At 66.2% G+C, this 18,463-nt stretch carries 18 protein-coding genes, 1 tRNA gene and 1 pseudogene; 9 read left to right on the forward strand and 11 right to left on the reverse strand.

Annotated elements, in window-relative coordinates:
- The first annotated feature begins 55 nt into the window (after positions 1-55).
- Genes ACFPN9_RS21595 through ACFPN9_RS21620 form a run of 6 tightly spaced genes read left to right on the forward strand, consistent with a single transcriptional unit; the run spans position 56 to position 5,977 of the window.
- Entirely contained in the window at positions 56-2,908 is a 2,853-nt protein-coding gene (locus tag ACFPN9_RS21595) for a monovalent cation/H+ antiporter subunit A (protein WP_377817580.1), read from the forward strand.
- Between the two features lies 1 nt (position 2,909).
- The gene (locus ACFPN9_RS21600) at positions 2,910-3,293 is read left to right on the forward strand and encodes a Na+/H+ antiporter subunit C (RefSeq protein WP_067254618.1); all 384 of its coding nucleotides are present in this window, start codon (positions 2,910-2,912) and stop codon (positions 3,291-3,293) included.
- A complete protein-coding gene (locus ACFPN9_RS21605; protein WP_067254621.1) occupies positions 3,290-4,846 on the forward strand; it encodes a monovalent cation/H+ antiporter subunit D in 1,557 nt (518 codons plus the stop codon). Before ACFPN9_RS21600 ends, ACFPN9_RS21605 begins: the two co-directional genes overlap by 4 nt.
- 3 nt (positions 4,847-4,849) lie before the next feature.
- Positions 4,850-5,341: a Na+/H+ antiporter subunit E gene (locus ACFPN9_RS21610; protein ID WP_067254625.1), complete on the forward strand. Its 492-nt coding sequence runs from the start codon at positions 4,850-4,852 to the stop codon at positions 5,339-5,341.
- Positions 5,338-5,607, forward strand: coding sequence for a K+/H+ antiporter subunit F (locus ACFPN9_RS21615; RefSeq protein WP_067254628.1), 270 nt, complete (start codon positions 5,338-5,340; stop codon positions 5,605-5,607). Before ACFPN9_RS21610 ends, ACFPN9_RS21615 begins: the two co-directional genes overlap by 4 nt.
- Positions 5,608-5,617: 10 nt before the next feature.
- A complete protein-coding gene (locus ACFPN9_RS21620) occupies positions 5,618-5,977 on the forward strand; it encodes a Na+/H+ antiporter subunit G (RefSeq protein ID WP_067254631.1) in 360 nt (119 codons plus the stop codon).
- Positions 5,978-6,101: 124 nt separating this feature from the next.
- On the opposite strand, the gene ACFPN9_RS21625 is transcribed toward ACFPN9_RS21620, so the two are convergent.
- Positions 6,102-6,245, reverse strand: coding sequence for a hypothetical protein (locus tag ACFPN9_RS21625; RefSeq protein ID WP_156449994.1), 144 nt, complete (start codon positions 6,243-6,245; stop codon positions 6,102-6,104).
- Positions 6,246-6,702: 457 nt separating this feature from the next.
- Here ACFPN9_RS21625 and ACFPN9_RS21630 point away from each other — a divergent pair.
- Positions 6,703-7,815: pseudogene (locus tag ACFPN9_RS21630) on the forward strand (IS3 family transposase).
- A 132-nt stretch (positions 7,816-7,947) separates the two neighbouring features.
- Here ACFPN9_RS21630 and ACFPN9_RS21635 read toward each other — a convergent pair.
- From ACFPN9_RS21635 to ACFPN9_RS21655, 5 genes are all read right to left on the reverse strand, one after another.
- Positions 7,948-8,037, reverse strand: a tRNA-Ser gene (locus ACFPN9_RS21635).
- Between the two features lie 48 nt (positions 8,038-8,085).
- The gene (locus ACFPN9_RS21640; protein WP_066718520.1) at positions 8,086-8,646 is read right to left on the reverse strand and encodes a disulfide bond formation protein B; all 561 of its coding nucleotides are present in this window, start codon (positions 8,644-8,646) and stop codon (positions 8,086-8,088) included.
- A 10-nt stretch (positions 8,647-8,656) separates the two neighbouring features.
- Positions 8,657-8,812 (reverse strand): DUF5993 family protein, encoded by a 156-nt coding sequence (locus ACFPN9_RS21645; RefSeq protein WP_197426553.1) that lies wholly within the window; start codon positions 8,810-8,812, stop codon positions 8,657-8,659.
- A 46-nt stretch (positions 8,813-8,858) separates the two neighbouring features.
- On the reverse strand, positions 8,859-10,427 hold the full coding sequence (gene guaA, locus ACFPN9_RS21650; protein ID WP_066718517.1) for a glutamine-hydrolyzing GMP synthase: 1,569 nt from the start codon (positions 10,425-10,427) through the stop codon (positions 8,859-8,861).
- A 51-nt stretch (positions 10,428-10,478) separates the two neighbouring features.
- The gene (locus ACFPN9_RS21655; protein WP_066718514.1) at positions 10,479-11,777 is read right to left on the reverse strand and encodes an RsmB/NOP family class I SAM-dependent RNA methyltransferase; all 1,299 of its coding nucleotides are present in this window, start codon (positions 11,775-11,777) and stop codon (positions 10,479-10,481) included.
- Positions 11,778-11,846: 69 nt separating this feature from the next.
- On the opposite strand from ACFPN9_RS21655, the gene ACFPN9_RS21660 reads away from it, so the two are divergent.
- Together ACFPN9_RS21660 and ACFPN9_RS21665 are read left to right on the forward strand one after the other, a co-directional pair.
- A complete protein-coding gene (locus tag ACFPN9_RS21660; RefSeq protein ID WP_066718510.1) occupies positions 11,847-12,092 on the forward strand; it encodes a hypothetical protein in 246 nt (81 codons plus the stop codon).
- Positions 12,093-12,205: 113 nt separating this feature from the next.
- Positions 12,206-13,378, forward strand: coding sequence for a glycerophosphodiester phosphodiesterase (locus ACFPN9_RS21665; protein ID WP_066718508.1), 1,173 nt, complete (start codon positions 12,206-12,208; stop codon positions 13,376-13,378).
- Between the two features lie 86 nt (positions 13,379-13,464).
- Here ACFPN9_RS21665 and ACFPN9_RS21670 read toward each other — a convergent pair whose 3' ends face one another.
- From ACFPN9_RS21670 to ACFPN9_RS21690, 5 genes are all read right to left on the reverse strand, one after another.
- Complete coding sequence (locus tag ACFPN9_RS21670; RefSeq protein ID WP_066718506.1) at positions 13,465-13,734, reverse strand: hypothetical protein; 270 nt, start codon at positions 13,732-13,734, stop codon at positions 13,465-13,467.
- A 99-nt stretch (positions 13,735-13,833) separates the two neighbouring features.
- Positions 13,834-14,550 carry an amino acid ABC transporter ATP-binding protein gene (locus ACFPN9_RS21675; protein WP_197426554.1) on the reverse strand — a complete coding sequence of 239 codons (717 nt, stop codon included), beginning with the start codon at positions 14,548-14,550 and terminating at the stop codon, positions 13,834-13,836.
- Between the two features lie 98 nt (positions 14,551-14,648).
- On the reverse strand, positions 14,649-16,028 hold the full coding sequence (locus ACFPN9_RS21680) for an amino acid ABC transporter permease (protein WP_066718503.1): 1,380 nt from the start codon (positions 16,026-16,028) through the stop codon (positions 14,649-14,651).
- Between the two features lie 10 nt (positions 16,029-16,038).
- Positions 16,039-17,232, reverse strand: a complete 1,194-nt coding sequence (locus tag ACFPN9_RS21685; RefSeq protein ID WP_245289491.1) for an amino acid ABC transporter permease — start codon at positions 17,230-17,232, stop codon at positions 16,039-16,041.
- A gap of 94 nt (positions 17,233-17,326) precedes the next feature.
- Positions 17,327-18,349, reverse strand: a complete 1,023-nt coding sequence (locus ACFPN9_RS21690; RefSeq protein ID WP_066718500.1) for an amino acid ABC transporter substrate-binding protein — start codon at positions 18,347-18,349, stop codon at positions 17,327-17,329.
- Positions 18,350-18,463: the final 114 nt, after the last annotated feature.

Here is an 18,463-nt window from a genome sequence, read left to right on the forward strand (position 1 = left end):
GAGGATGCGGTAGCGGCTGAATGGTTTGCAAGATTGTGATCGGAATCATTTGTAGATGAATTTGTGGCTGATCCCGCTGGTGCCGTTCTTCGCGGCAGTCTTTCCACCGTTGACGATCCGCTCGGGCCGGAATGTCTGCGCCGTGGTAACGGGCCTGGCGACGTTGCTCGCCCTCGCGCTGCTGCTTTCGCATGCGCCGGGCGTCTATCGTGGCGAGATCGTCCAGGCGCGGCTGGACTGGCTGCCGCAGCTCGGGCTGTCGTTCTCGTTCTTCATCGACGGCCTCGGCCTGTTCTTCGCCACGATGATCCTCGGCATCGGCCTGCTTGTGATCGTCTACGCGCGCTATTACCTCAGCCGCAACGACCCGATGGGGCGCTTCTACGCCTATCTGCTGCTGTTCCAGGGCGCGATGGTCGGTGTCGTCGTGTCTGACAACATCCTGCTCCTGCTGGTGTTCTGGGAACTGACCAGCCTGACCTCCTTCCTGCTGATCGGCTATTGGCGGCACCTGCCCGAGGCGCGGCAGGGCGCACGGATGGCGCTGGTCGTCACCGGCGGCGGCGGGCTGCTGCTGATCGCCGGCATGCTGATGCTGGGCAACATCGCCGGATCCTACGACCTGTCGGTCATCCTGCAGCGAGGCGATCTGATCAAGGCCTCGCCCCTCTATCTGCCGATGCTGCTGCTCATCCTCGGCGGCGCCTTCACAAAATCGGCCCAGTTCCCATTCCACTTCTGGCTGCCGCATGCGATGGCGGCGCCGACGCCGGTGTCGGCCTATCTGCATTCAGCCACGATGGTGAAGGCGGGCGTCTTCCTGCTGGCGCGCCTGTGGCCGGTGCTGGCCGGCACCGATGCCTGGTTCCTGATCGTGGCGCCCGTGGGGCTCGTCACCATGCTGGTGGCGGCCTGGATCGCGATCTTCAAGGATGACCTCAAGGGGCTGCTGGCGTTCTCCACCGTCAGCCATCTCGGGCTGATGACGATGCTGCTGGGCTTCGGGACGCCGATGGCGGCGGTGGCCGCGGTGTTCCACATCCTCAATCACGCGACCTTCAAGGCGGCTCTCTTCATGGGCGCCGGCATCGTCGACCACGAGACCGGCACGCGCGACATCCGACGGCTCGGCGGTCTCATGACGCTGATGCCGATCACCGCGACGCTGGTGCTGATCGCCTCTGCCGCGATGGCGGGCATCGCGCCGCTGAATGGCTTCCTGTCCAAGGAGATGATGCTCGAGCAGGCCCTGCAGACCTCCTATGCCGGCATTCCCTGGCTGTTCCCCGTGATGGTCGGTCTGGCGACGCTGTTTTCGGTCGCCTATTCGGTCAGGCTGGCGGTCGCCGTCTTCTTCGGTCCGCAGCGACACGACTACCCCGCCCACCCGCATGACCCGCCGGCGGGCATGTGGCTGCCGGTTGCGGTGCTGGTTGTGCTGGTGGTGGCGATCGGGCTCCTGCCGGCGCTGATCGCCGGGCCGATCGTCGCGCGCACGGCGATGGCCGTCATCGGCGGTCCGCTGCCCTCCTCCTATTACCTCGCGCTCTGGCACGGGGTCACACCGGCCCTGCTGGTCAGCATCGCGGCGCTGATCGCCGGCACGGCCCTGTTCCTCGCCTATCGCCGGGTCGAGGCGTTCCGTCTGTCCCTGCCGCGCCCCGACGCGAAGACGCTGTTCGATCGCGTCATCCGCCGGCTGGTGGCGGGGGCCAGCTGGAGCATCGCGCGCTCGCATACCGGATCGCTGCAGCTCTATTTCGTCGTCATCCTCGCTGCCGTGCTCGTGCTGGCGGCCGGCGGGTTCTGGAGTGCCTCACATGGGAGCGGCGCGCGGGCCACGCTGCCGATGTCGCTGCCGGCTGTCGTGGCCTGGTTCGCACTCGTCGGGGCCAGCCTTGTGGCGGCGCTGCGCCACCATGATCGCGTCTTTGCGCTGATCCTGACGAGCGTCGTCGGCCTGGTCGTCTCGCTCGCCTTCCTGCAGTTCTCGGCGCCGGATCTCGCGTTGACCCAGATCTCCGTCGACGTGGTAACGACCGTTCTGCTGCTCCTGGCCCTCAATCTGCTGCCGAAGACGACGCCGAAACAGAGCAGCCTCGCCTTGCGCTGGCGCGATGCCGGCATCGCGACGGTGGCGGGCCTCGGTGCCGCGGGACTGGTCTATGCCGTGATGACACGGGGCTTCGAGACCATCTCCACCTATCATCTGGAGCAGTCGAAGCCCGGGGGCGGCGGCACCAATGTCGTCAACGTCATTCTGGTCGACTTCCGCGGCTTCGATACCTTCGGCGAGATCATCGTGCTCGGCATCGCCGCGCTGGCGATCTTCGCGCTGCTGGACCACCCCTTCGGACGACCCGCGGCGCGCCGGCTGGCGAGTATCCGCTTCGCGGAAGAGGCTCGCGACGCCCACCCCCTGATGCTGGTGGTGGCGACGCGGGCGCTGCTGCCGCTGGCGCTGACGGTGGGCGTCTACATCTTCCTGCGCGGGCACAACCTGCCGGGCGGCGGCTTCATCGCCGGTCTCGTCGTCGCGATGGCGCTGATCATGCAGTACATGGCCAGCGGCTATGTCTGGGCGAATGCCCGCGCCCGCCTCGACTCCCAGGCGATGATCGGGGCCGGCATCGTCATCGCCGGCCTGACCGGCATCGGTTCCTTCGTGTTCGGGCGGCCCTTCCTGACGAGTTCTTTCGGCTATTTCTCGCTGCCGTTCGTCGGGACGTTCGAACTGGCGACGGCGATGGCCTTCGATCTCGGCGTTTTCCTCGCCGTCGTCGGGGCCGTGCTGCTGTCGCTGTCGCAGATCTCACGTGTCCAGCAGCGGGCCGAGCGCTCGCCTGCCACGGACCATCCGATGGATATCGTGATCGAGGCCGACACGGCCGTGGCGAAGGAGGTGTGACATGGAACTGCTTGTCGCCAGCGCCACGGGCGTGATGACGGCGGTGGGGATTTACCTCCTGCTGCGCGCACGGACGTTCCCGGTCATTCTCGGTCTGACCTTCCTGACCTATGCGGTGAACCTCTTCCTGTTCGCGATGGGCCGCCTGACGATCAACCAGCCGCCGGTCATCAGCCCACTGGCAAGCGCCTATGCCGACCCGCTGCCGCAGGCGCTCGTCCTGACCGCGATCGTGATCTCCTTCGGCATGACAGCTCTGATCGTTGTGCTCGCGCTGCGCGGCTTCCTGGAGTCGGGAAGCGACGAGGTCGATCTCGCTGTGTCCGGCGAGGGCGACGCGGCCCGGATCCGGACCGACGTAGACAAGGCGCGGCTGCCAGCATGAACAACTCGATCGTCCTTCCCACGGTTCTGCCGGCGATGACGGCGGCGCTGCTCATCCTGGCGCTGCCGCATCACCTCAAGCATCAGCGCGTCGTCTCGGTTGCGTCCACCATTCTGGCGCTGGCCCTGGCCATCGGCCTGCTCGTGCTCGCCGGCGACGGAACGCCGCGGGCTTATTTCCTCGGCAACTGGCCGGCCCCCTTCGGCATCGTGCTCGTGCTCGACCGGCTGTCGGCCATCATGCTGCTGCTCAGTGCGGCGCTGGCGCTGATGGTGGCAGTCTATGCCTGTGCCGGCTGGGACACGCGTGGACGGCATTTCCATGCCCTGCTGCAGTTCCAGCTGCTCGGCGTCAACGGCGCCTTCCTGACAGGCGACCTGTTCAACCTGTTCGTCTTCTTCGAGGTCATGCTGATCGCCTCCTATGGGCTGATGCTGCATGGCGGCGGCGCGCCGCGGCTGAAGGCGGGCTTCCACTATGTCGCGATCAACCTGATCGCCTCGACGCTGTTCCTGTTCGGCGTCGGTCTGATCTACGCGATCACCGGCACGCTCAACATGGCCGATCTGGCGGGCAAGGTCGCGGCGGTGTCCGCGGACGACCAGGCGCTGCTGAAGACAGGAGCGATGCTGCTGTTTGCGGTCTTCGCGACCAAGGCGGCGTTGGTGCCGCTGCACTGGTGGCTGCCCAGCGCCTATGCGGCGACATCCGCGCCGGCTGCGGCCATGTTCATGATCATGACCAAGGTCGGCGCCTATGCGATCATCCGCGTCTACGGGCTGATCTTCGGTGCGGATGCGGGGCCGCTGGCCGCCATGGTCGCGCCGATCGTGATCCCCGCAGCGCTCGTCACGCTGATCGTTGGCGCCATCGGCGTGCTCGCCAGTCGCAATCTGCGCGATCTCGTCTGCTTCTCCGTCGTCGCCTCCATGGGCAATCTGCTGATCGCGGTGGGGCTGTTCGACGGTCCCGGCACGACGGCGGCGCTCTCCTACCTTGTGCACAGCACCCTGACGGGCGCCGCCCTGTTCCTGCTCGTCGACGTGATCTCCCAGCGGCGCGGCCAGCAACTCGAAAGGCTCGAACCCGCGCCGGCGATCGCCAACGAGACGCTGCTGGGGGCGATGTTCTTTCTGGGGGCCATCGCCATGGTCGGGATGCCGCCCTTGTCGGGCTTCATCGGAAAGCTGCTGATCCTCGACGCGACGCGCCAGGCGCCGCAGGCACCGCTGATCTGGGCGGTCATGCTCGGCGCGAGCCTGCTGATGATGATCGGCTATGCGCGCGCCGGCTCGATGATCTTCTGGAACAACAGCGAGCCGGTTCCGTCTGCGGGTGGAGCGGCGGTCGCGAAGGCGCCCGGCCTGACCGGGATCACCCTCGTGCCGCTCGTCGTCATCGCCCTCCTGCTGGCGGCCACGGCGGCGCTGTCACTGGGCGCCGGCCCGTTCACCAGAGCCTTCGCGGCGACGTCGGATCAGCTGCTCGACAAGGCCGGCTATGTCCGCGCGGTGCTGTCGCCCGCCGCCGGCGCCGGCACGGGGGAGAATTAGGCCATGGCTTTGCGCATGTTCCCCCATCCCCTGCTGTCGGTCTGGATCGTCGCGGTCTGGGTCCTGCTCGCCAATGAGGTGACCTTTGGCCATCTGGTGCTGGGGCTGATCCTGGGCATCCTGATTCCGCTCGCCACCAGCGCCTACTGGCCGGGGCGCCCGCGCGTCGGTGCGCCGCTGATGATGATCGAGTTCATGCTGGTCGTGCTCTGGGACATCGTCGTCTCGAACATTCAGGTCGCCTACCTCATCCTGTTTCGCCGCGGCGACAGCCTGCATTCACGCTTCATCACCCTGCCGCTCGATCTCACATCGCCGGAGGCGATCACGGTGCTCGCGGGGACGATCACGATGACGCCCGGCACGGTCTCGGCCGATGTGAGCGCCGACGGCCGCGCCCTGCTCGTGCACTGCCTGGAGACTGACGAAGCGGAGGCGACGATCGCCCAGATCAAGCAGCGCTACGAGCGCAGGTTGAAGAGGATCTTCGAATGATCGCAACCGCCTGTCTGATCGCGCTGATCGCCACCAGCGTCGCCATCCTGCTCAATCTGTACCGGCTGGCGATCGGTCCCGACGTTACGGATCGCATCCTCGCGCTGGACACGATGGTCATCAACGCGATCGGGCTGATCGTGCTGCTGGGCATCTATTACGGCACGACGATCTATTTCGAAGCCGCGATGCTGATCGCCATGGTTGGCTTCGTCACGACCGTGGCGTTCTGCAAATATCTGCTCCGTGGTAATGTGATCGAATAGGACACGCAGCATGCACTGGATCGGCGAAGCGGCCGTCACGGCCTTGATTCTCATCGGAGCCTTCTTCCTGCTGGTCGGCTCCTTCGGGCTGGCGAAGCTGCCCGACCTGATGCGGCGCCTGCACGGGCCCTCCAAGTCGACGACGCTCGGCATCGGTTCGCTGCTGATCGCCTCGATGCTGTATTTCGCGATCGCGGGCGCCCATATCTCGTTCCACGAAATGCTGATCACAATCTTCCTATTCCTCACCGCGCCCGTGACCGCGCATATGCTGGCGAAGGCCCATATCCTGCGTTCTCACAAGGACCGCAGCAGCCTGCCGCCCACGAACCGGCCCAGCGGCTGGGCGACCCTAGACGTCCACAAGTGAAGGAGGGCCGATCAGCCGGTTCGGCTTCGGCACGATCGTCTGCCGTTCGAGCTGGCAACAGGCTCGATCAGCTCTTGACCCAGCGACGCGACCGGAGAGAGGATTTTAGATGCAAACAGCAGAGTTAGCCTGAGGCCTGTAGCGCTCGTTCAATGGCATCCGCGCCGGGCTCTGCCTTGCCGGCTCCGTCGAGGAACTGTTCGGTCGCAACCTGAGCCAACTCGATATCGGGATTGGATTGCCACAGATAAATCAGGATGTAGCTCAACCTTTCGCGTTCCGCCGACGCAGCGACGGGATCTACGGGCTGTTTGGCGTTAATTGCGACCCAAGCCGCATCGAATGCGTCCGCGAGGCGCTGTAGATCGGCGGGTTCAGCAATGAGAGATCGGAGCATAATGGTCGCAGGCCTCCGTGCGGGCGGCCCGACCCACACTAGCCTGCATCTTTCGACCATTCAGGATGCACCCTTCGTCTAGATTAGCTTGTCGACAAGCATAATGGCAATCCTCGGTCATCACGAAATCCTTCGGGCTGTGAAGTAGATTTCCGACGGTGCCACTTGGCCAACGCTGCTCGTACAGCGCACTTGATCCGTTTTGTCAGTCTAATCGGTTTTTGATCGGCCGCAGACTTGTCGGACGTAAGCACGACGCGCATGTCCGCTGACGTTGCCCCCTGAAGCGCCCTCGGTTTGAATTGGACTCCGTCGGAAGGAGACGGAGATGAAGAAGAGCCGGTTTGGCGAAGAGCAGATCATCGCGGTGCTGAAGGAGCATCAGGCCGGGGTCGCGGTGGCGGATCTGTGCCGCAAGCACGGGATCAGCGATGCGACGCTCTACAATTGGCGCAATCGCTATGGCGGGATGGAGGTATCGGACGCCCGTCGGCTGAAGGCGCTCGACGACGGGACCCGGAAGCTCAAGAAGCTGCTGGCGGAGTCGATGCTCGACGTCGCGACGTTGCGCGAGGCGCTTGGAAACAACTTCTGAAGCCCGGATCGCGGAGAGCGTTCGTGACCTGGGCCATCGAAGAGAAGAGCTACTCGCAGCGTCGGGCGTGCAGCCTGATCGGGCTTGACCCGAAGACCTATCGCTATGCCTCGCATCGGTCCGGCGACGCGAGGATACGCGAGCGCCTGAAGACCCAGGCGGGTCAGCGGCGGCGGTTCGGCTACAGGCGCCTGCACATCCTGCTGCGGCGGGACGGCATCGTGCTGAACCATAAGAAGCTGTTCCGGCACAATCCGTGAAGAGCGGCTGACGGTGCGCCGGCGTGGCGGGCGCAAGCGCGCGCTCGGGACACGGGCGCCGATGGCCATGCCACAGGGCCCGAACCAGCGCTGGAGCCTCGACTTCGTCGCCGACCAGTTGGTCGACGGACGGCGCTTTCGTGTGCTGGTCGTGGTCGACGACTTCACCCGCGAATGCCTGGCACTCGTCGTCGACACCTCGCTCTCCGGCCAGCGGGTCGCCCGCGCGCTCGATGCGCTCATCCCCCTTCGCGGCCGGCCGCTCATGGTCGTCAGCGACAACGGCACCGAGCTGACCTCGCGGGCCGTCCTGCAATGGCAGGAGGATAGCCAGGTCGAGTGGCACTACATTGCGCCGGGCAAGCCGATGCAGAACGGGTTCGTCGAGAGCCTGAATGGCCGCTTCCGAGACGAATGTCTCAACGAGCGCATGTTCCGCAACCTGCCGACCGCTCGCCGGCTGATCGAAGAATGGAGGATGGACTACAATGCCCACCGGCCGCATACGAGCCTTGGCGGCCTTACCCCCAACGAGTTTGCAACCCGGTCCAGGACGGACCACATCGAGAACAGAGTCCAGTTTTGAACAAGGGCAAATAGGGTGCAATGTCAGGGTTGCTCGTGGGGCTGAATGTCCACGAATTGTCCACGAAATCACCGGCCCACCCAACGGCAGACCGGCGATTTCCACCAGAATGACGAGTTCCGTGATGATTTCTGGCGGAAGGGGTGGGATTCGAACCCACGGTGGGCTTGCACCCACGGCGGTTTTCAAGACCGCTGCCTTAAACCACTCGGCCACCCTTCCCTGCCGCAGTCATTGCCGCCCGGCGTGCGGTTTGGCAAGCGGGATCGGCTATGGGCCCTTCAAACCCTGCAGCAACTCGTAGACCACGGGGTTGTCGGGGCACAGCCCGGCGCCGCATTCCAGCACCGTCGAGACGCCGTTCGCCAGCGCCAGTGCGGCGGCCAGCCCGATCATCGCCACGCCGAAGCCCGTGGCGCGCGCGGGAGCCGCGTCCGAATCGGCGAACTGGCGCTCGAAGAAGAGCAGGGCCGTGCAGCCCAGCACGATGGCGCCGAAGATCAGCAGGGCCCAGCTGTAGTAGTGCAGACCGAAAATCGCGCTGCCATAGGTGCCGGTGCCCGGCACGATATGGCCGAGGATCTGGCGGATCGAGACCATGCCGCCGAAGCAGGCGGAGAGGATCGTCACGGCGTAATGCGACGGGCGCGGTCCGAACCGGACGTTCAGCGCCAGCCCCAGCACCGCTCCCATGAAGCCGACGCGCTGCAGCAGGCAGAGCGGGCACGGCAGTTCGCCGAGCAGGAACTGGTCGAGGAAGGCGGCGATCAGCACGAGGCTGACCGCGAGCAGGCCCAAGGCGTTGAGCGTCCGGGCGATGGCTGGGGTCATGGTCGCGGCCTCACAGCACGATCGTCAGCGCATCGGTGACGTGCAGGCGGAACAGCACGAGCATCACGACCATCGAGACCGCCCAGAGCAGCAGGGCCGCGCCGCGCTGCCCGGCGAGAACGCAACCGAAGCCGGCCAGCAGGCCGAAGAAAGGAAGGCTCATCATGGCGCCGGTCCCTGGATGCCGCGGCCCGCGAGGGCCGCGGGGCGGATCACTCCCACTCGATCGTGCCGGGCGGCTTGCTGGTGATGTCGTAGACGACGCGGTTGATGCCCTTGACCTCGTTGATGATGCGCGTCGCCGTGCGGCCGAGGAAGGCCATGTCATAGGGGTAGAAATCCGCCGTCATGCCGTCGACCGAAGTCACGGCGCGCAGCGCGCAGACATGGTCGTAGGTGCGATAGTCGCCCATCACGCCGACCGTGCGCACCGGCAGCAGCACGGCGAAGGCCTGCCAGATCACGTCGTAGAGGCCGGCCTTGCGGATCTCGTCGAGATAGATCGCATCCGCCTTGCGGAGGATGTCGAGCTTCTCCTTGGTGATCTCGCCGGGGCAGCGGATGGCCAGCCCCGGTCCCGGGAAGGGGTGGCGGCCGACGAAAGCCTCGGGCAGGCCGAGCTCGCGGCCGAGCACCCTCACCTCGTCCTTGAACAGCTCGCGCAGCGGCTCGACGAGCTTCATCTTCATGCGCTCGGGCAAACCGCCGACATTGTGGTGGCTCTTGATCGTGACCGAGGGGCCGCCCGAGAAGGAGACGCTCTCGATCACGTCCGGATAGAGCGTGCCTTGGGCGAGGAAATCCGCACCGCCGAGCTTCGCCGCTTCGGCATCGAAGACATCGATGAAGAGCCGGCCGATGGTCTTGCGCTTGGCTTCGGGATCGGCGCCGCATTTGGCGAGTTCCGACAGGAAGAGCTCTTCCGCCTCAACATGCACGAGCGGGATGTTGTAGTGGTCGCGGAACAGGCGCACGACCTCCTCCGCCTCGTTCATCCGCATCAGACCGTGATCGACGAAGACGCAGGTGAGCTGGTCGCCGATCGCCTCATGGATCAGCACGGCCGCCACGGCGGAATCGACGCCGCCGGACAACCCGCAGATCACGCGGCCGTTGCCGACCTGCTCGCGGATCTTCTTCTGCATTTCGGCGCGATAGGCCGACATACTCCAGTCCGGCGTGCAGCCGCAGATTTTCACGACGAAGTTGCGCAGCAGCTTGCCGCCATCGGGCGTGTGCACGACCTCGGGGTGGAACATGGTCGAGTAGAAGCGCCGCTCCTCGTCGCTCGCCACCGCATAGGGGGCGTTCTCGGAGGTCGCCTTGACGGTGAAGCCGGCCGGGAGCTGCGTGACGCGGTCGCCATGGCTCATCCAGACCGGATAGCGGCCGCCCTCCTCCCAGATGCCCTCGAACAGCGCCGACGACGTGACGATCTCGACATCGGCGCGGCCGAATTCGGCGGCGTGCCCGCTCTCGACGGTACCGCCAAGCTGATGGGCCATGGTCTGCTGGCCATAGCAGATGCCGAGCACCGGGAGCCCGGTGGAGAAGACCTCCTGCGGGGCGCGGGGCGAACCTTCATCGGGCACCGAGGCCGGCCCGCCGGAGAAGATCACGCCCTTGGGCTTCAGGCGCTGGAAGGCCTCGGAGGCCGACTGGAACGGCGCGATCTCGCAGTAGACGCCGATCTCGCGGATGCGCCGCGCGATCAGCTGCGTCACCTGCGAGCCGAAATCGATGATCAGGATGGAGTCGTGATGGGGCTGAGCGCTCGTCATCGCGCCCGGTTAAGCCATCGCGCGATGCCACGCAACGGCTGTCGCGCGGCTTCAGTCCCCTCGCCGGACGCAGGCCAGATAGAAGCCGTCCGTGCCGGTGCGCCGCGGCGAGAGCTGGAGGCCGCGGCCCGTCGCGAAGCGGGCGAGCAAGCTGAAATCGCCATGCTCGGAGGCGAGTATCTCGGCGGGCGGCACGGTCGCGAAGCCGGCATTGCGGCCGAGGAAGGCTTCGATGGCCGCGTCGTTCTCCTCGGGCAGGACCGAGCAGGTGATATAGGCGATGCGCCCGCCAGGCTTCACCAGTCTGGCCGCCCGCGCCAGCACCTCGGCCTGGTCTCTGACGCGCTCGGCCAGCGCGCCGGGGCGGACGCGCCACTTCGCATCCGGATTGCGCCGCCAGGTGCCCGAGCCGGTGCAGGGAGCGTCGACCAGGACGAGGTCCGCCTGGCCCTCGATCTCGGCCAGCGGCTCATGGCCGCGCGAGCGGGGAATGCGGATCTCGACGATCGAGGCGCCGGAGCGGGCGAGGCGTTCATGCAGCGGCGCGAGCCGGCGCGCATCGAGGTCGGTCGCGAACAGGCAGCCGCTATTGGCCATCAGCGCGGCGAGCGCCAGCGTCTTGCCGCCGGCTCCGGCGCAGAGGTCGATCACCGTCTGGCCGGGCTTCGCCCCGGCGAGCAGGGTGACGAGTTGCGAGCCCTCGTCCTGGATTTCGAAACCGCCGGCGAAGAAGGACGGTTCCGCCTGAAGCGAGGGCCCTCGCCCATCGATGCCGGGCTGGAATCGCAGCGCATCGGGCGACCAGGCGCCGGGCTCCGGCGTGGCATGGCCGAGTTCGCCGGCGAGCCGGTCGCGCGTCGTCTTCAGCCGGTTCGCGCGGATGTCGATCGGCGCGCGCCCGGCCAGGGCCTCGCCCTCGGCGACGGCATCGGGCCCGAAGGCGCTCGCAAAGCCGGGCCAGAGCCATTCGGGCACGTCGGCGCGCACCCAATCGGGCGCATCGGCGAGAGACAGCGCCACCAGCCGGTCGACCTCCTCGCTTTCGAGCGGCGCCGGCGCGTGGTGCTCGCCCGTGAACAGGGCCGCGATCTGTTCGAGATCGAGCCCGCGCTGGCGCGCCAGCATGCCGAGCATCAACGCGCGGGGCGTCTCGGAGCCCATCACATGCGCGCTGGACGCCTTGCGGCGCAGCGCGTCATAGACGAGCGAGGCGATCGCCGCGCGATCCTTCGAGCCGGCGAAGCGGCGCGACAGGCCCCAATCCTTGAGCGCGTCGGCGGCGGGCCGGCGGCGCTGGATGAGATCCTCGAGCACCTCGATGGCGGCGCTGATGCGGGCGGCGGGCGTCATGGCAGGCGTGTTTCCGGACAACAGGGGCGGCGAAGCGCCGGCGCAGATCGAGACTGGACCCATTCCATCATGACGCACTGTCATGGCGCGCCCGACGAGATCCGCTTGACGGGCTCCTTCCACAAGCGGAAAGACGAGGCAACCGCCTTCCGCAACAAAAGGTCCCGATCCATGCAGCGCGCCGGCCAGATGCTCCTCGCCTCCCTCCTCGCCCTGTCGCTCGCCGCCTGCGCCACGCAGCCGGCCCCGGATCTGACCCCGCCGCCCGGCAAGCGCCTCGACGCCAAGACGACGCTCGAGAGCGGCCGCCGCTGAAGCGCCCTCGCCTCTGCGCCTTTCGAAGCGCAGAGGCCGTGACGGCTTCAACCGTCTGTCATATCGGGCGATCAAGGGTTGGGCTCCCACGCCAACGACCGGAGATCGACGCCATGACGACGAGACTGCTGACGACGGCGGGATTGGCCATCAGTCTCGCCATCGCCGCGGCCGCTCCAGAGGCCGGTCTTGCCCAGACCGCTGCGACCAGCGGCGGCGCGGCGAAGCCTCTCATCGTCGGCCATCGCGGCGCCAGCGGCTATCTGCCGGAACACACGCTCGAAGCCTACCGGCTCGCCATCGCCCAGGGGGCGGATTTCATCGAACCGGATCTGGTCGCGACCAAGGACGGGGTCCTGATCGCCCGGCACGAGCCGATGCTGGGCGGCACGACCGATGTCGCCAGCCGGCCCGAATTCGCCAGCCGCAAGACCACGCGCCGCGTCGACGGCGTCGAGACGAGCGACTGGTTCGCCGGCGACTTCACCCTGGCCGAAATCAAGACGCTGCGCGCCAGACAGGCCTTCGCCGATCGCGACCAGTCTCATAACGGCCAATATCAGATCCCGACCTTCCAGGACGTCGTCGACCTCGCCAAGGCCGAGAGCGCGCGGCTGGGACGGACCATCGGCGTCTATCCGGAGACCAAGCATCCGATCTTCCATGCCGCGATCGGGTTGCCGCTGGAAGACCGGCTGCTCGATGCGCTGAAGGCTGCGGGCTGGACCGAGAAGAACTCGCCGGTGATCATCCAGAGCTTCGAGACGGCCAACCTCAAATATCTGCGCGGCAAGACGCAGGTACGGCTGTTCCAGCTGGTCGACGCCGACGATGTCGACAAGGATGGCGGCATCGTCCTCGCCGCCCCCTTCGACAAACCCTATGATTTCGTCGTCACCGGCGACAAGCGCACCTTCAAGGACCTCGTCACGGCCGAGGGGCTGAAGGAGATCGCGACCTATGCCGATGGCGTGGCCCCGTGGAAGCCCTATCTCCTGCCCGGCAAGCCGGTGATCGGGGCGGATGGCAAGCCGCAGGATCTGAACAAGGACGGCGTGATCGACGAGCGCGACCGCGTCCTGCTGCCGCCGACCGATGTGGTGCGCAACGCCAAGGCGGCGGGTCTGCAGGTCCACACCTGGACCTTCCGCAGCGAGCCGAAGCGGCTGGCTTCGGATTTCAAGGGCGATGCAGCGGCCGAGTACAAGGCCTTCTTCGCGCTCGGCATCGACGGGCTGTTTTCGGATTTCCCGGACGTGGCGGTCAAGGCGCGCGACGGCCAATAGGGCTCTACCCGCTGTTCAGGCCAACAAAAAGCCCCGCCGAACCTCTGTTCGGCGGGGCTTCTCTCGTTTTGAAGCCGACTGCGAAATCAGTCGCAGACGCGCTCGGTGCTGCGGACTTCGCCGCGGCGCGTCTCGCGGATCGTCGTCACGGTGCGGCAGTCGCGCCGGTCGCGGATGCGTTCGTAGCGGGCCCGCTCGCGCGCCCGCTCCTCGCGCCGGATCTCACGGTCGATGGCGCGCTCGCGCGGCGAGCGCGGATCGACCTCGACGCCGCCCGGGCCGATGTTGATCGACTGGGCGTAAGCTCCGCCCGTGGTGACCATCGCGGCCAGCAGAACAGGAATGAAGCGTTTCATGGTGGTCCTCCGATTTGGCAGGACAACCTCGCGCTCCGGTCATTGTTCCCCTGCGTCGTCACCGCCGCAGGAGCGGCGGCGGCGGCGGCTCCGACTGCGTCAGTGGAGAATCTGGCTCAGGAAGAGCTTGGTGCGCTCGTGCTGCGGGTTCTTGAAGAAGGCGTCGGGCTTGTTCATCTCGACGATCTGGCCGGCATCCATGAAGATGACGCGGTCCGCGACCTGACGGGCGAAGCCCATCTCGTGGGTGACGCAGAGCATCGTCATGCCCTCCTCCGCCAGCGAGACCATGGTGTCGAGCACCTCCTTGACCATCTCGGGATCGAGCGCCGAGGTCGGCTCGTCGAAGAGCATGATCTTCGGGCTCATGCAGAGCGAGCGGGCGATGGCGACGCGCTGCTGCTGACCGCCCGAAAGCTGGCCCGGATACTTCAGGGCCTGCTCGGGGATCTTGACGCGCTTGAGATAGTGCATCGCGATCTCCTCGGCGTCCTTCTTGGGCAGCTTCTTCACCCAGATCGGCGCGAGCGTCAGGTTCTCGAGGATCGTCAGATGCGGGAACAGGTTGAAGTGCTGGAAGACCATGCCGACGTCGCGGCGGATCTCGTCGATCTTCTTGAGATCGTTGGTCAGTTCGGTCCCGTCGACGATGATCTGGCCCTTCTGGTGCTCTTCGAGCCGGTTGATGCAGCGGATCATCGTCGATTTGCCGGAGCCGGACGGTCCGCAGATCACCAGCTTCTCGCCGCGCTCGACCTTGAGGTTGATGTCGCGGAGCACGTGGAACTCGCCATACCACTTGTTGACGCCGACCATCTCCACGGCGGTCGGGGTGTTCAGCGAGGTGGGCTTCAGCGCCGCGGGGCGCGAATCCGTCGCCTTCATGTCTGCCATTGCCATGATCGTGGTTCCTCTCAGCGTCTCTGGCCGGCGGCGAGCCGCTGCTCGACCGCGATCGAGTAGCGGGACATGCCCCAGCAACACAGGAAATAGAAAACCGCGGCGAAGGCATAGCCCGTCGCGCGGGTGGTCGGCGTCGCCCAGGTCGGATCGACCAGCGTCGCCTCGATGGTGCGCAGGAAGTCGAAGATGCCGACGATGGTGACCAGCGTCGTGTCCTTGAACAGCCCGATGAAGGTGTTGACGATGCCGGGGATCACGATCCGCAGCGCCTGCGGCAGGATGATGAGGCGCATCATCTGCCAGTAGCCCAGGCCGAGCGACATCGCGCCCTCGTACTGGCCCTTCGGGATCGCCTGCAGGCCGCCGCGGATGACCTCCGCCATATAGGCGGCGGCAAAGAGGGCGACGCCGATCAGCGGCCGCAGCAGCCGGTCGGGCGAATATTCCTGCGGCACGAAGAGCGGCAGCATGGTGTTGGCCATGAACAGCACGGTGATCAGCGGCACGCCGCGCACGAACTCGATGAAGATCACCGAGAGCAGCTGGATGATCGGCAGCCGCGAACGGCGCCCGAGCGCGAGCAGGATGCCGAGCGGCAGCGAGAAGACGATGCCGACCGCCGCGATCAGGAAGGTCACCGTCATGCCGCCCCAAAGCCCCGTATCGACCCGCGGCAGCCCCGCCCGATCAGCGAGGATCGCGATCAGCCCGAACACCACCAGCGCGAGCAGGATCAGGCGCTTGGGGCTCTGGAACCGCTGTATCGGCGTCGCCGCCATCTCGACCTCGAGCAGCGGCGCCGGCGTCCAGAAGCGGGCGAGCCCGGGAACGAAGGACAGGACGAGATACAGCGCGGCCAGCGCCAGCGTGATCATGATCAGCGTGCGCAAGACACCGGTGGCGCCAGGGCCTCCCAGCAGCAGCACATAGGCCCCGAGCGGCATCACGACGAAGAAGAAGAAGGCGCCGAGCTTCTTCAAGGGGGCGCGGTCCCACAGCATCCAGACCACGCCGAGCGCGAACATCAAAAAGACGATGTTGACGCGCCAGCGCTGGCTGACCGGATAGGAGCCGTAGATGAAGTACTGGAAGCGGTCGGCGACATAGGCCCAGCAGGCCCCGACAGGCCGGCCCACTTTGTCGGCGAGGCAGGCGTCGCGGTTGGTGCCGCTCCAGACCGCGTCGATGAAGTAGAAGCGGATCAGATCCGGCAGGCTGGTGGCGACGACATAGATGCAGATCAGCGTCATGAAGCTGTTCACCGGACCGGAGAACAGATTGGTACGGATCCAGGCCACCGGCCCGGCCACCGACAGCGGCGGCGCCTGTTGTTCCAGTGTCTCCCGGCGCACGAAGGCGTGGGGAGCGTTTTCGAGTGTCGCGTCGGTCATCGTGGCGCCCTCACCGTTCCACCAGCGCCATGCGCTTGTTGTAGATGTTCATGAACAGCGAGGTCACGAGCGAAATCGTCAGATAGACCGCCATGGTGATGGCGACCACCTCGACGGCCTGGCCGGTCTGGTTCAGCACCGTGCCGGTGAATACCTGGACGAGATCGGGATAGCCGATCGCCACCGCCAGCGAGGAGTTCTTGGTCAGGTTGAGATAGTTCGACGTCAGCGGCGGGATGATGACCCGCATCGCCTGGGGAATGACGACGAGCTTCAGCGTCGGCCCCGGGCGCAGGCCGAGCGCGTGCGCCGCCTCGGTCTGCCCCTTCGAGACAGCGAGGATGCCGGCACGCACCACCTCGGCGATGAAGCCCGCCGTATAGGTGGTTAGCCCGATCAGCAGGGCGACGAACTCCGGAAAGATCTGCAGGCCACCGGTGAGGTTGAAGCGCCCCTGCTGCGGCAGCTCGAAGGAGAGCGGGCTGCCGGCCATGAAGAAGACCAGCAGAGGCACGCCCAGGATCAGGCCGAGGGTGATCAGGCCGTTGGGATATTGCGTGCCGGTGCGCGCCTGCTGCGTCTTCGACCACCGGTAGAAGACGATCGCCGCGACGACGGCGAGGAAAAAGGCGATCACCACCCACTGGAAGGCGGGGCCGAACTGCGGATTCGGCAGGATCAGGCCGCGGTTGTTGAGGAAGATCGAGCCCGGCAGCGCGATCGAGTTGCGCGCGTCGGGCAGCGGCTTCAGCACCGCATTGTACCAGAAGAAGAGCTGCAGCAGCAGCGGCAGGTTGCGGATGACCTCGACATAGACCATCGCCAGCTTCGCCAGCACCCAGTTGCTGGAGAGGCGCGCGACGCCGACGAAGAAGCCGAGGATCGTCGAGAGGACGATGCCGATCGAGGCGACGAGGAGCGTATTGAGGAGGCCGACCCAGAAGGCCTGGCCATAGGTCGAGCCCGAAGCGCTGAAGGGAATCAGCTTCTGGTTGACGTCGAATCCTGCCACGTTGTTCCAGAAGCCGAAGCCCGAGGCGATCTTCTGCGCGCGCAGGTTCTCGATTGCGTTCGAGGCGGCCGACCAGACCAGAAAGGCGACGAGCGCCAGCAGGGCGAGCTGGTAGACATAGCCCCTGATCTTGGGATCGTAGAACAGCGAGGCCTTGCCTGGCTGCGCGGTCTCGGTGGGTATGCTCGTCACCTGTTACGCCCTTTTTTCGTTCTGATTGACGCCTTGTCCACCGGCGGCGTCGCCACCGCCGGTGTTTCGTGGTGTTTGTTCGGTGTCGCCCCGGTTAGCGGATCGGCGGCGCGTATTGCAGCCCGCCCTTGGTCCAGAGCGCGTTCTGGCCGCGCGCGATCTTCAGCAGCGAGCCTTCGCCGACATTGCGATCGAACACCTCCCCGTAATTGCCGACATGCTTGATGATGCGGTAGGCCCAGTCATTGGTAAGGCCGATGGCCTCGCCGAACTTGCCCTCCGTGCCGACCAGTCGCTTGATCTCCGGATTATCGGATTTGAGCATCTGATCGACATTCGCCTGGGTCACGCCCAGTTCTTCGGCATTCAGCATGGCGTTGTGCGTCCATTTCACCACATCGAGCCAGTTGTCGTCGCCATGGCGAACGACGGGGCCGAGCGGCTCCTTCGAGATGATCTCGGGCAGGACGATGTGGTCGCCAGGGACCTGGAGCTTCAGGCGCTCGGCATAGAGGCCGGAGGAATCCGTGGTGAAGACGTCGCAGCGGCCGGACTCGTAGGCCTTGATCGTCTCGTCACCGCCGGCGAAGGCCACGACCTCGTACTTCATCTTGTTGGAGCGGAAATAATCCGCGAGGTTCAGTTCCGTCGTGGTGCCCTGGGCCACGCAGACCGAGGCTCCGGCGAGCTTCAGCGCGGAATCGACGCCGAGCTTCTTGCGGACCATGAAGCCCTGGCCGTCATAATAGTTCACGCCGGCGAAGTTCAGGCCCAGCGAGGTGTCGCGCGACATCGTCCATGTCGTGGTGCGCGAGAGCAGATCGACCTCACCCGCCTGGAGCGCGGTGAAGCGGTCCTTCGAGGAGAGCGGGACGAATTTGATTTTGGTCGGGTCGTTGAAGATGGCGGCCGCGATCCCCCGGCAGAGATCGACGTCGAGCCCCTTGTAGTTGCCCTGGGCGTCCGGCATGGCGAAGCCGGCAAGACCGGGGCTGGTGCCACAGTTGAGCACGCCGCGCGCCTTGATCTGCGCGAGCGTGTTGGTCTGGGCGCCGGCGGCCCCTGCGGTGGCGACGAGCGCTGCTGCGGCGAGAACCGTCGTGACGATGGTGTTCATGGTGTCCCCCTGTTCTGGACGCGGGGCGGACCCGCGTCCAGAGCGCGTAGCAAGTCCCAGACCAAGACCCCGCCGCGCATCGCGGCGGGGTGTGGTGCGGGGGCCGGCCGGGCA

Source organism: Allobosea massiliensis (genome assembly GCF_042655245.1).
Lineage (GTDB): Bacteria > Pseudomonadota > Alphaproteobacteria > Rhizobiales > Beijerinckiaceae > Allobosea > Allobosea massiliensis.